General features: G+C 70.7%; 11 protein-coding genes. 6 read left to right on the forward strand and 5 right to left on the reverse strand.

Going from position 1 to position 12,188, the window contains the following annotated elements:
* The first annotated feature begins 153 nt into the window (after positions 1-153).
* The gene (gene lepA / locus AB0E94_RS34785; RefSeq protein ID WP_360335304.1) at positions 154-2,034 is read left to right on the forward strand and encodes a translation elongation factor 4; all 1,881 of its coding nucleotides are present in this window, start codon (positions 154-156) and stop codon (positions 2,032-2,034) included.
* An 81-nt stretch (positions 2,035-2,115) separates the two neighbouring features.
* Positions 2,116-2,397, forward strand: a complete 282-nt coding sequence (locus AB0E94_RS34790; protein ID WP_360335306.1) for a GlsB/YeaQ/YmgE family stress response membrane protein — start codon at positions 2,116-2,118, stop codon at positions 2,395-2,397.
* 318 nt (positions 2,398-2,715) lie between these two features.
* Here the strand turns inward: AB0E94_RS34790 and AB0E94_RS34795 are convergent, their stop codons facing one another.
* The 3 genes from AB0E94_RS34795 to AB0E94_RS34805 form a co-directional block, all read right to left on the reverse strand.
* Positions 2,716-4,497, reverse strand: coding sequence for a PAS domain-containing protein (locus AB0E94_RS34795; RefSeq protein ID WP_360335308.1), 1,782 nt, complete (start codon positions 4,495-4,497; stop codon positions 2,716-2,718).
* A 113-nt stretch (positions 4,498-4,610) separates the two neighbouring features.
* On the reverse strand, positions 4,611-5,477 hold the full coding sequence (locus AB0E94_RS34800; RefSeq protein ID WP_360335310.1) for a hypothetical protein: 867 nt from the start codon (positions 5,475-5,477) through the stop codon (positions 4,611-4,613).
* An 84-nt stretch (positions 5,478-5,561) separates the two neighbouring features.
* A complete protein-coding gene (locus AB0E94_RS34805; protein WP_360335312.1) occupies positions 5,562-6,326 on the reverse strand; it encodes an enoyl-CoA hydratase-related protein in 765 nt (254 codons plus the stop codon).
* Between the two features lie 31 nt (positions 6,327-6,357).
* Here AB0E94_RS34805 and hemW point away from each other — a divergent pair, with 31 nt between their 5' ends.
* The 3 genes from hemW to dnaJ all read left to right on the forward strand — a co-directional run bounded on the left by hemW (position 6,358) and on the right by dnaJ (position 9,877).
* Positions 6,358-7,557 carry a radical SAM family heme chaperone HemW gene (hemW, locus tag AB0E94_RS34810; RefSeq protein WP_360335314.1) on the forward strand — a complete coding sequence of 400 codons (1,200 nt, stop codon included), beginning with the start codon at positions 6,358-6,360 and terminating at the stop codon, positions 7,555-7,557.
* A 126-nt stretch (positions 7,558-7,683) separates the two neighbouring features.
* Entirely contained in the window at positions 7,684-8,706 is a 1,023-nt protein-coding gene (gene hrcA / locus AB0E94_RS34815) for a heat-inducible transcriptional repressor HrcA (protein WP_360335316.1), read from the forward strand.
* A gap of 34 nt (positions 8,707-8,740) precedes the next feature.
* The gene (gene dnaJ / locus AB0E94_RS34820) at positions 8,741-9,877 is read left to right on the forward strand and encodes a molecular chaperone DnaJ (RefSeq protein ID WP_360290941.1); all 1,137 of its coding nucleotides are present in this window, start codon (positions 8,741-8,743) and stop codon (positions 9,875-9,877) included.
* 54 nt (positions 9,878-9,931) lie between these two features.
* On the opposite strand, the gene AB0E94_RS34825 is transcribed toward dnaJ, so the two are convergent.
* Positions 9,932-10,492, reverse strand: coding sequence for a PASTA domain-containing protein (locus tag AB0E94_RS34825; protein WP_360335318.1), 561 nt, complete (start codon positions 10,490-10,492; stop codon positions 9,932-9,934).
* Positions 10,493-10,643: 151 nt separating this feature from the next.
* Here AB0E94_RS34825 and AB0E94_RS34830 point away from each other — a divergent pair, with 151 nt between their 5' ends.
* A complete protein-coding gene (locus tag AB0E94_RS34830; protein ID WP_360335320.1) occupies positions 10,644-11,378 on the forward strand; it encodes a 16S rRNA (uracil(1498)-N(3))-methyltransferase in 735 nt (244 codons plus the stop codon).
* 13 nt (positions 11,379-11,391) lie between these two features.
* Here AB0E94_RS34830 and AB0E94_RS34835 read toward each other — a convergent pair whose 3' ends face one another.
* Positions 11,392-12,177, reverse strand: coding sequence for a class I SAM-dependent methyltransferase (locus AB0E94_RS34835; protein ID WP_360335322.1), 786 nt, complete (start codon positions 12,175-12,177; stop codon positions 11,392-11,394).
* Positions 12,178-12,188: the final 11 nt, after the last annotated feature.

A 12,188-nucleotide genomic window follows, 5' to 3' on the forward strand; every position in this document is an offset into this window, starting at 1 on the left:
TCCGGGGGATCCGGTTGGTGTTCGACGGCCGGCAGGTTCGGGTGGGCCGGTGGAACGGGTGTGATCGGACCTGCCCTTCCGGGCGTGGGACGATAGGGAGCGCCGGTGGATTGAGCCGGCGCCCGCAGCCAAGCCCGAGAAGAACGGAAGACCGTGCCTGGACCGCTCGACCCCGGCGTTAACGTGATCGGATCGACCGATCCCAGCCGCATCCGCAACTTCTGCATCATCGCCCACATCGACCACGGCAAGTCGACGCTGGCCGACCGGATGTTGCAGATCACCGGGGTGGTCGACCCGCGCCAGATGCGCGCGCAGTACCTCGACCGGATGGACATCGAACGCGAGCGCGGCATCACCATCAAGTCGCAGGCCGTGCGCATGCCCTGGACGGTCCGGGAGGGTGACAGGCAGGGCGAGTCGGTCGTCCTCAACATGATCGACACCCCGGGGCACGTCGACTTCACCTATGAGGTGTCGCGGAGCCTGGCCGCCTGTGAGGGCGCGGTTCTGCTGGTCGACGCGGCGCAGGGCATCGAGGCGCAGACCCTCGCCAACCTGTATCTGGCGATGGAGAACGACCTCCACATCATCCCGGTGCTCAACAAGATCGACCTGCCGGCCGCACAGCCGGAGAAGTATGCCGAGGAGCTCGCGAAGCTGATCGGCTGCGAGCCGTCGGACGTGCTGCGGGTGTCCGGCAAGACCGGTGTCGGTGTGGACCATCTGCTGGACGAGATCGTTCGCCAGTTCGTGGCGCCGGTGGGCGACGCGGTGGCGCCGGCCCGCGCGATGATCTTCGACTCGGTGTATGACGTGTATCGCGGCGTGGTCACCTACGTCCGGGTGATCGACGGCCGCATCGAGGCGCGCGACAAGATCAAGATGATGTCCACCGGCGCGGTGCACGAGCTGCTGGAGATCGGTGTCGTCTCGCCCGAGATGGAGAAGGCGACGGCGCTCGGTGTCGGCGAGGTCGGCTACCTGATCACCGGTGTGAAGGACGTCCGCCAGTCGAAGGTCGGCGACACCGTCACCGGCAACAACCGGCCGGCCAAGGAGGCGCTCGGCGGCTACAAGGACCCGAAGCCGATGGTCTACTCGGGCCTCTACCCGATCGACGGCTCGGACTATCCGGCGCTGCGCGACGCGCTCGACAAGCTGAAGCTGAACGACGCGGCGCTCACCTACGAGCCGGAGACGTCGGCGGCGCTCGGGTTCGGGTTCCGCGTCGGCTACCTGGGCCTGCTGCACCTGGAGATCATCGGTGAGCGGCTGGAGCGCGAGTTCGGCCTGGACCTGATCTCCACCGCGCCGAACGTGGTCTACCAGGTGTTCACCGAGGACGGTAAGGACTCGGTGGTCACCAACCCGAGCGAGTTCCCGAACGGGAAGATCGCCGAGATCCACGAGCCGGTGGTCCGCGCGACGGTGCTGGTGCCGAACGAGTACGTGGGCGCCGTCATGGAGCTGTGCCAGAGCCGCCGGGGCAGCCTGCTCGGCATGGAGTACCTGTCCTCCGAACGGGTGGAGCTGCGTTACACGCTCCCCCTCGCGGAGATCATCTTCGACTTCTTCGACCAGCTCAAGAGCAAGACCAAGGGGTACGCGTCACTCGACTACGAGCCCTCCGGCGAGCAGGTGGCCGACCTGGTGAAGGTCGACATCCTGCTGCACGGCGAGCCGGTCGACGCCTTCAGTGCGATCGTGCACAAGGACAAGGCGTACACCTATGGCACGACGATCGCCGCCAAGCTGCAGAAACTCATTCCGCGGCAGCAGTTCGAGGTGCCGATCCAGGCGGCCATCGGCAGCCGGATCATCGCCCGCGAGACGATTCGCGCCATCCGCAAGGACGTGCTCGCGAAGTGCTACGGCGGTGACATCAGCCGGAAGCGGAAGCTGCTGGAGAAGCAGAAGGAAGGCAAGAAGCGGATGAAGATGGTCGGTCGGGTGGAGGTTCCGCAGGAGGCCTTCATCGCCGCGCTGTCCACATCCGACAGCACTGACACCAAGGGGACGGCTAAAAAATAGGGCGGTTTGATTCCTCGGGGGGTCGGGAACACAGGGGCTCGACGGACGCAACCAACAAGCTCCACCCCCGAGGAGGACCCGATGGAATTCACGCTCATCGGCATCATCGTCGCCCTGATCGTCGGTCTGATCATTGGTGCGCTTGGCCGGCTCGTGGTGCCGGGCAAGCAGAACATCCCGATCTGGCTGACCATGGTCGTCGGTGTCGTCGCCGCTCTGCTGGGCACCGTGCTGGCGCGGGCGCTCGGTGTGGCGGACACCCGCGGCTTCGACTGGATCGAGTTCTTCTTCCAGGTCGTCCTGGCCGCCATCGGTGTCGCCCTGGTCGCCGGCACGAGTGGCCGTCGTGGCCTGACCCGCTGACGCACGGTCCGAAACCAGACGCGAGAAGCCGGCCCCACCGTTGGGGCCGGCTTCTCGCGTCTCCGGCGGCGAAGCGGGGCGGGCGGCGAAGCGGGGGCGGGCGGCGAAGCGGGGCAGGCGGCAGAGCGGGGCAGGCGGCAGAGCAGGGCGGGCGGCAGAGCAGGGCGGGCGGCAGAGCAGGGCGGGCGGCAGAGCAGGGCGGGCGGCAGAGCAGGGCGGGCGGCAGAGCGGGGCCAGCGGTGGATCAGAGCCGGCGGCGGTGGTGCAGGTGACCGCGAGGCGGGTCGTGGAAGGGGCCGGACTGAGCGGGCGCCGGGATCAGTAGCGGAACTTGTGGCGAGCGCTGCGACGGTTCACCCAGGCCGGGAGTTCGCCCTGGTGCTCGTGGTGCGGGGCGGGGTCGGCCACGTCGCCGGTGTTGCCGACCGGCCGGAGCGTGACGACCAGGCCCTGGACGAGGCGGTCGTGGCGCAGATCGCGGTACGCCATGGCGACCAGCACCTGGGTGCCGTCCGTCTGGTTCAGGGCGCAGTACACCGTGCCGTCGCCCTCGGCGCGCAGCGCACGGCGTACCGTCTCGCGGTCGTCGGCATGAACCAGATCGTCGAGGACGGTGAGTGGCGGCAGGTCGCCGCCGCCGGTCAGACGTCGCAGGCCCGGACTCGCGTAGCGGATCCGGTGGTCGGAATCGACGACCGCCATGATCTCCGCGGTGTTGCCGGTGACGGCCCGCAGGTAGAGATCGCTGTCCCGGCGGCCGATCGCCTCGACGAGCGTGATCCGGTCCAGGGCCAGCGCGGTCTCCCCGGCCAGCACCTCGAGCGCGTCGCGGCCGGCGACCAGCGCATCCCGGCGCCCGGTGATGATCAGGGCGCCGCCGCTGGGCCGGGCCACCGCCAGCGGCTCCAGGCGCAGCGGGCAGATCAGGGTGCGCTCGTCCGGATCGGCGGCACTGGTCCACCAGCTGTGGGAACCGGCGTCGGCGGGCTCGACCGACTGGCTCTCCCGGGACTGCCGCGCGTCGGCGGGCTCGACCGACCGGCCCTCTCGAGGCTGCCGCGCGTCGGCGCTGGGACGAGGCTGGGGCAGGCGCTTGCCGTCGGTGGGGAGAGGCCGGGGCAGGCGCTTGCCGTCGGTGGGGAGAGGCCGGGGCAGGCGCTCGCCGTCGGTGGCGAGGATCACGCGGCGGACGCTGCCGGGTGGCAGCAGGCGGCTGACGGCGACGCGGACCGCCTCCTCGACGGCGGGGACGTCGGCCGCCGCGACCAGGGCGGTGTTCGCCGAGCGCAGGCCGCGTTCCCGGGTCAGGGCCTGGCTGTGCTGGTGCACGGCGTCGGCGAGCCGGGTGATCATGAGCAGCAGGGTGATCGCCCCGGTGACCGCGATCACCACCCCGTTGCGGACCGGTCCGGAGACGGACTCGATGATCAGCACGATGGGCGGGGTGGCGGCCGACATGGCGAGCAGGATGGTGTCGCGGAACCGCCACGGCGCCATCCGCGCGGGCCGTGGCTCGGTGAGCCGGGTCATCGACGGGTGCAGCGCGGACAGTCCCCACGCGAGGTATAGCAGCACGTAGGCGGACTCGGCGGCCGGGCTCTCGCCGGTCAGCGGATAGAAGATGTCGCCGGTGAGCATGCCGGTCGACCCGGTGACCAGCAGGATCGCGGCGACGTTGCGATGGTCGGCGATCACCAGGCGCACGGCGACACCGATCAGCAGCAGGTCACCGATCACGTCGGCCGGGGAGACCGTGCCGAACCGGCCGTCCACGCTGATCACGAACACCCAGACCACGAGCATGCCGGAGCAGGCGAACGCCACCAGGTCGATGAGGCGGGCCCGGTCGACCAGCAGCGCGCCGCCCCGGGTGAACTGGAGCAGGCTCAGCGCCACCAGGACGAACATCAGCAGGTACGAGGTGTCGGCGAAGGCCATCCGGTCGTACGCGTAGAAGATGTCCCCGATCGCGAGGGTGGCCACCGCGCCGGCCAGCAGCAGCCACGGCGCACGACGGGCCGGGCGGTGCCGGTGAACGCCCCAGAGAATGGCGCCGGCGCTGCCCGCTCCCAGCAGGATCCACTCGATCGCCCTCAGCACGACCTACTTAGTACCAGGGTGGTTGCGCACTGTCCATGTGGATGTATACGCAGCGCTACCAGTCTTGGGCAAGCGAGACATTACGACTAGTCACCGATAATTCCGGAGGTCCCTCAATGGAAGACCTCCGCTACCACCTGAGCCGTACCGGCCCCGCCGTCGCCGGTTACCGGCTGCCACTTTCCCTCCGGCGCGTGCCACTCCAGATCGCCGAAACGTACCCGTTCGAGGCCGGTGGCCGAGGCGTGCGAGACCAGCCAGTGCGCGAACCGCCAGCCGACACTCGGGTCGGTCACCGCGACCGTGAGACCGGCCGCCTCGGCGCTGCGGGCCTGACCGGCCAGTTTCTTGCCCCAGTCCAGCTGGAGACTGCTCAGCAGCGCGGCGGCCGCCTCCGCGCCGCGCACCGCCGGGATGTCCGGCACGACACACTCGACGGCGCCGGTGGCCCGGCCGGTCAGCGCGGCGGCCAGCACCTTCGACTCGTCGGCCCACTTCTCGTAGGCCTCCGGATACGCCGACCGCTGCACCCGCTGCGCGGCGTCGGTGACCCGCATCTCCTCCCAGCCCTTGACCTTCTTGAGGGCGGCGTAGAACTTGCCGGCCGAATAGCGGGGGTCGCTGATCTGCTCGACCGTGCCCCACCCCTGGCTGGGCCGCTGCTGGAAGAGGCCGACCGAGTCGCGGTCGCCACTCTCCAGATTCTCCAGTTTCGACTCCTGGAAGGCGGTGGCCAGCGCGACCACGATCGCCTGCTCCGGCATGTTGCGCCGGACCCCGATCGCGGCGATGGTCGCCGCGTTGGCCATCTGGGCGGTGTCGAGAGTGACCTGACCGTCGGCGCGAACCGTGCACTCGGGACCGAGCTGTGGCAGCTTGATGGTGCCGGCCAGGTTGTTGATCAGGACGACCACACCGGCCACCACGGCGACGGACAGCAGGGCGATCACGCCCACGATCGGTTTCGCGCGCACCCACACCTCCTCTGACGCCGGACGCCAAGCCTAGACAACGAGCGCTTGCGGCCCGGCGTCACTGTGGCCCGCGGCACCCGACCGGGGCGGTCAGCGGATCCAGTCCGGGTCGCGTTTCTCGCGTGCGGCGGCCACCCCCTCCCGGCCCTCGGCCGACTTGAAGTATCCGGCTGAGCGGTGCGCGAGATCGGCCAGGTCGGCCCGGATCGAGTCGGCTCTCGTACGGCGCAGAAGTTGTTTGGTGCCGGCCAGGGCGAGCGGACCGCCGCGGACGAGTGAGGAGCAGTAACGCCGCACCGCGTCGTCCAGGTCGTCCTCCGCGACGGCCGCGGTGACCAGGCCGATCTCGGCCGCCCGGGCGCCGTCGAAGACGTCGCCGGTCAGATAGAGGTCGGCGGCGGCCCGCGGCGACAGCCGGGGCAGCACGGTCGAGCTGATCACCGCGGGGATCACGCCGAGCCGGACCTCGGTGAAGGCGAAGGTGGCCGAGCGGACGCAGACCGCGATGTCGGCCGCGCCGATCAGGCCGAGGCCGCCGGCGCGGGCCGGACCGGCGATCCGGGCGATCACCGGCTTTCCGAACTCCCAGAGCACCGCCAGCACGTCGGCCAGCATCTCGGCGGGCAGCCGGTCGCCGGGGCCGGCCGCGGCGGTCTCCTTCAGGTCGACGCCGGAGGAGAAGACCGGGCCCTCGTGGGTGAGAACCACCACACGGCTGTCCGGGTCGGCGGCCGACGCGGCGAGCGCGTCCAGCAGCTGCCCGAGCAGCGCGGTGGAGAGCGCGTTGCGGTTGGCCGGGTTGTCGATTGTCATCGTGGTCACGCCGGCGGCGGTGACGGTACGGACCAGATCCATCCCGGAACTGTAAGACGTGCACACTTGACGGATGGCCGGCGCACTCCCCGATGGCGAACCCGTACCCTCCGACGGGTCGCTCCCCGACGAAGCCACCCGTGAGGTGGGCAAGAACGGGTTCGCCGTCTACGTGCACGTCCCGTTCTGCGCCAGCCGCTGCGGGTACTGCGACTTCAACACCTACACGGCGAGCGAGCTGGGCGGCGGGGCGAGCCGCGACGAGTACGCGGAGACCGTCCTGGCCGAGCTGGCCCTCGCGGCCCGGGTGATCGAGCCCGGCCCGGTCGGCACGGTCTTCGTCGGCGGCGGCACTCCCACCCTGCTCAGCGCCGGTGACCTGGGCCGGATCCTGGAGGGCATCGACCGGACCTGGGGGCTGGCCCCCGGCGCCGAGGTGACCACCGAGGCCAACCCGGAGTCGGTGGACCCGGCCTATCTGCGGCAGCTGCGTGGGGCCGGTTTCACCCGGATCTCGCTCGGCATGCAGTCCGCGGCCACGAACGTGCTGCGGGTGCTCGACCGCAGACACACCGCCGGGCGCGCCCCGCAGGCCGCGATCGAGGCCCGCGAGGCCGGCTTCGAGCACGTCAACCTGGATCTGATCTACGGGACGCCGGGAGAGAGCCCGGACGACTTCGCGCGTTCCCTCCAGACCGTCGTCGACGCCGGTGTGGATCATGTGAGCGCCTACGCGCTGATCGTCGAGGACGGCACCCGGATGGCCGGGCGGATGCGGCGGGGCGAGCTGCCGTACCCGTCGGACGATGTGGCGGCCGACCGCTACCTGGCCGCCGAGGCGGCGCTGAGCGCGGCCGGATTCCAGTGGTACGAGGTGTCCAACTGGGCCCGGACCGGCGGGGAGTGCCGGCACAACCTGCTCTACTGGACCGGCGCCGACTGGTGGGGTCTGGGGCCGGGCGCGCACAGCCACGTCGGCGGGGTGCGCTGGTGGAACGTCAAACACCCGTCGGCGTACGCGAAACGCCTGGCCGAGGGGGTTTCGCCGGGACACGCGCGGGAGCTGCTGACCGACGCCGACCGGCACATGGAGGACGTGATGCTCCGGGTGCGGCTGCGCGAGGGCATCCCGCTCGACCGGGTCGACGCCGCCGGCGCCGCGCAGGCCCTGGCCGACGGCCTGCTCGACCCGGGCGCCTACGAACAGGGGAGGCTCGCGCTCACCCTGCGGGGCCGGCTGCTGGCCGACGCGGTCGTCCGCGACGTGCTGTAAAGACCGTTCTGACCCGTCCGGCCCCGAAATCCGAGCCCGGTACGTACTTTCGATCATCGCGTTGTGACCGCCCGCGACGTAGACTGGCACTCTATTAGCGGGAGTGCCAACAGGGGGAGGGGTCATATGAGTCTTGATGACCGCAAGCTCGAGGTGCTCCGGGCGATCGTCGAGGACTACGTCGAGACTCAGGAGCCGGTGGGCAGCAAGGCACTGGTCGACCGGCACAAGCTCGGCGTCTCCCCGGCCACCGTCCGCAACGACATGGCCGTGCTGGAGGAGGAGGGTTACATCCGGCAGCCGCACACCAGTGCCGGCCGGGTGCCCACCGACGCCGGTTACCGGCTCTTCGTCGACCGGCTCACCAAGATCAAGCCGCTCAGCCCGGCCGAGCGCCGCGCCATCGAGCGGTTCATGGTCGGCGCCGTCGACCTCGACGACGTGGTGCACCGCACCGTCCGGCTCCTGGCCCAGCTCACCCGCCAGGTCGCCGTCGTGCAGTATCCCAGCCTGTCCCGCTCCGCGGTCCGCCACCTGGAGCTGGTGCCGATCTCCACCACCCGCCTGATGCTGGTGATGATCACCGACACCGGCCGGGTCGAGCAGCGGCTCGTGGAGATGCCCGGCCCGCTCGCCGACGGCGAGGTGTGGGAGCTGCGGCTCCGGGTAAACGAGAAACTGGCCGGGCAGCGGCTCGCCGACACCCCGCCCCTGGTGCAGAAACTCGTCGAGGAGTGCGCCATCGAGCGCCGCGCGTCGATGACGTGCCTGGCGTCGATCCTGCTGGAGACTCTGGTCGAGCGGAGTGAGGAGCGCCTCGCGCTCGCGGGTACGGCCAACTTGACACGCGGGGGTGTGCTGGACTTCCAGGGCACGCTGCGGCCCGTCCTCGAGGCTCTCGAGGAGGAGGTGATCCTTCTGAAGCTCATCGGCGATCTGGAGCCCCGGACCACCCGGGTCCTGATCGGCGACGAGAACCAGATCGACAACCTCCGGTCGGCGTCCGTGGTGAGCAGTGGTTACGGACCGGGTACCACGATCGTTGGTGGGCTCGGCGTGCTGGGGCCCACCCGGATGGACTACCCCGGCACTATCGCTACCGTTCGTGCAGTGGCACGCTACGTTGGCGACCTGTTGGCACAGAATTGACGGATTCGCGCAGACATTGAGGACTCCAAACCCCGTGGCCAAGGACTATTACGGAATTCTCGGTGTGAGCCGGGAGGCAACCGACGACGAGATCAAGCGCGCCTACCGCAAACTGGCACGGCAGTACCACCCGGACGTCAATCCGGATCCGGAGGCGCACGACAAGTTCAAAGAGATCAACGCGGCGTACGAGGTTCTCTCCGACGACCAGAAGCGGCAGATCGTCGACCTCGGTGGCGACCCGCTGGCGCCGGGTGGAGGCATGCCCGGCGGAGCCGGTGGCGCCGGCCCGTTCGTCGGTTTCCAGGACATCATGGACGCGTTCTTCGGCACGGCCGCCGGTGGTGGCTCCCGTGGCCCGCGCCCGCGCACCCGGCCCGGCGCCGACGCGATCCTCCGGCTCGAGCTCGACCTGGTCGAGACCGCCTTCGGCGTGGAAGCCCCGATCACCGTCGACACCGCGGTCCTCTGCACCCAGTGCTCCGGCGCCGGCACCGCGCCCGGCACCCACCTGTCGACGTGCGAGGTCTGCTCCGGCCGCGGCGAGGTCCAGTCGGTGCAGCGCACCTTCCTCGGCCAGGTCGTCTCGTCCCGCCCCTGCCAGAACTGCCAGGGCCACGGCACGGTCATCCCCAGCCCCTGCCCGACCTGCGCGGGCGACGGCCGGATAAGGACACGCCGCTCGCTCACCGTCAAGATCCCGGCGGGCGTCGAGGACGGCATGCGGATCCGGCTGGCCCAGCAGGGCGAGGTCGGCCCCGGCGGCGGCACCGCCGGCGACCTGTATGTGGAGATCCACGAGCGGCCGCACGACGTCTACTCCCGCAAGGGCGACGACCTGCACTGCCGGGTCACCCTGCCGATGACGGCGGCCGCCCTCGGCACCCGGATGACCATCAAGACCCTCGACGGCGAGGAGAACATCGAGGTCAAGCCGGGCACCCAGCCGGCCAGCACGTTGCGTATCCGCGGCAAGGGCGTGCCGCACCTGCGTGGTCAGGGCCGTGGCGAGTTGTTCGTGCACCTCGACGTCAAGACGCCGACCAAGCTCACCGCCGACCAGGAGCGGATGCTCCGCGACTTCGCCAAGACCCGCGGGGAGGACGTCGCCGAGCTGAGCAAGCAGGGTGGCTTCTTCAGCCGGATGCGGGACGCGTTCAACGGCCACTGACGGCCGAAACGCCGGGTGTGCCCCCTTGCGCACCCGGCGTCTTCCGTGCCCGGATCAGGGGCAGGGCTGCTGCGGCGGAACCGCCCCGATCGTGAGGTTCACACGGCTGCCCGGGGCCGCCAGCGTCCCGGCGCGCGGATTCTGGAATCCGACGAGGCCGATGAAGTCGCAGCTGAGGTCGGGGAACGTGGTCACCGTGCCGCGAGTGAAACCCGCACGGACCAGCACGGTGGTGGCCTCCTCCGGGGTGATCCACCGCACGTTCGGCACCGCCGTCATCTTCACCCAGCTGGATCCGTTCGACCAGATGATCTTGCCGGGCCGGTACAACTGGCCGTACACCGTCTCGGCCGGGTTCGCGAAGGTGACCATGATGGTGTCGGCGTCGATGACGGTTCCCTGCGCCGGCGGTCGTCCCTGCGATGACATGTCGATGCTGAGCAGGTCACCGGTCCGGGTGATCACCGGTTTGACCGTGTCGGAGTAGTAGTAGGCGCCGTTCAGATCGAAGATCGTGGTGATCGCCGCGGCGGCGGGACTGGCGAACAGCATCGAACCGGCGAACGCCAGCACGGCGCTGAGCACGCCGATTCTCTTGAGCAGGGTGGTCCTCATGGCGCCCTTTCGTGACGAAGGCTTCGCGGCTCATCTCTCGGCCGCGGGTCGCGCCTACGCTGTCACCGGGCGCTGATGCGGCGCTGAAACGGCGTCGAAGCCGGCATCTCCCCGCAGCCGCCGGCCGGACGGCGTTCGGTAGCGTTCGGGCATGTCCGCGCCGCTGTTCCTGGTCGAGAGCCTGCCCGCCGGATCGTCGTTCACCCTGGACGGGCCGGAAGGGCACCATGCCGCCACCGTGCAGCGGCTGCGCGCCGGTGAGTCCCTGATCCTCGCCGACGGACGCGGCGGCACCGCCCGCGCCGAGGTCACCGGCGTCGGCCGGGGCAGCGTCGACCTGACGATCCTCAGTGTCGCCGCGGAGCCGGCCGCCGACCCGCGCCTGGTCGTCGTGCAGGGCGTCGCCAAGGGCGACCGGGGCGAGCTGGCCGTGCAGGCGATGACCGAGGTCGGCGTGGACGAGATTCTGCCGTGGGCGGCGTCCCGGTCGGTGGCGCAGTGGCGGGGCGACCGCGGGTTCAAGGCGCGCGACAAGTGGGCGGCGACCGCGCGGGAGGCCGCCAAGCAGGCGCGACGGTCGTGGCTTCCGGTCGTCGGCGGTGAGCCGGACTGCTCGACGAAACAGGTCGCGGCCCGGCTGACGGCGGCCGCCGCGGCGTTCGTGCTGCACGAGGAGGCCACCGAGCGGCTGACCGCGGCGAAGCTGCCGGACTCCGGTGAGGTGGTGCTGGTGGTCGGCCCCGAGGGGGGCATCAGCGACCCGGAGCTGGAGGTCTTCCGCGAAGCCGGCGCGGTGCCGGTGCGCCTCGGGTCCGAGGTGCTGCGCACCTCGACCGCCGGCGTCGCGTCGCTCGCCGTCCTCTCCACCCGGCTGGGCCGCTGGTGACAGCCGGCCGGGTTCAGGCTGGGCGGCGGGCCAGGGCTACCAGCGTGTGTACGGCGAAGTCGATCCGGTCGCCGTGGGCCTCGATCACCGCGATGGTGTCGTCGATGACGGTCTCCCGGCGGGACTCGTCGAGCATCCGGTACAGCGAGATCGAGTGCAGGTGGGCCCGGTACTCGGCGGGGGTGTATGAGCGGGTGGCCCGGTAGCGCAGGGTCCGCAGGTCGGTGAAGAGGCTCTCGATGCCGGCCAGGTCCGGCCAGTCCTCGGCGAACGGGCGGGGGACGTCCGGCACGTCGCGGGGGTGCAGTGAGTGCGGGGAGTGGTCACCGTCCAGGCCGTGCCGGGCGTCCACCTCGGCCAGGGCGGTGTGCAGCTCGCGGTCCGGGACCAGGAAGACGTTCCAGAACGGGGCGAGCAGACCGCCCGGGGCGAGCGCCTCGAAGGCCAGCGTGTTGCGGCGGTCCCGGTCGACCCAGTGCCAGGCCTGGGCGCTGATCACCAGACCGTAACCGCGATCCGGCGCCCAGCCCTCGAACGTGGACTCGATCACCGGCACGCCGGGGACGGCACGGCGCAGCACGGCGGCCATCCGGGGGTCCGGTTCCAGGCAGGTCAGATCGATGTCGTGGGCGGCGAACAGGGCGGTCGCCTTGCCGGTGCCGGCGCCCACCTCCAGCACCGGGCCGGGGCCGGCCAGCTCCAGGACGTCGGTCACCAGGCCGGCCGGGTAGCTCGGGCGGATCCGGTCGTACTCCTCGGCCAGTTCGCCGAAGACCTGTCCACGTTCGCGCGTCGTCATGACCGTCAACC

Source organism: Actinoplanes sp. NPDC026670 (assembly GCF_040638175.1).
Lineage (GTDB): Bacteria > Actinomycetota > Actinomycetes > Mycobacteriales > Micromonosporaceae > Actinoplanes.

Excerpts from the sequence above, each read along its gene's own strand:
- AB0E94_RS34790 (WP_360335306.1), top strand. The coding sequence starts at position 2,116 with ATGGAATTCACGCTCATCGGCATCATCGTCGCCCTGATCGTCGGTCTG.
- AB0E94_RS34835 (WP_360335322.1), bottom strand. The coding sequence starts at position 12,177 with ATGACGACGCGCGAACGTGGACAGGTCTTCGGCGAACTGGCCGAGGAG.
- AB0E94_RS34825 (WP_360335318.1), bottom strand. The coding sequence starts at position 10,492 with ATGAGGACCACCCTGCTCAAGAGAATCGGCGTGCTCAGCGCCGTGCTG.
- AB0E94_RS34830 (WP_360335320.1), top strand. The coding sequence starts at position 10,644 with ATGTCCGCGCCGCTGTTCCTGGTCGAGAGCCTGCCCGCCGGATCGTCG.
- hemW (WP_360335314.1), top strand. The coding sequence starts at position 6,358 with ATGGCCGGCGCACTCCCCGATGGCGAACCCGTACCCTCCGACGGGTCG.
- AB0E94_RS34805 (WP_360335312.1), bottom strand. The coding sequence starts at position 6,326 with ATGGATCTGGTCCGTACCGTCACCGCCGCCGGCGTGACCACGATGACA.
- hrcA (WP_360335316.1), top strand. The coding sequence starts at position 7,684 with ATGAGTCTTGATGACCGCAAGCTCGAGGTGCTCCGGGCGATCGTCGAG.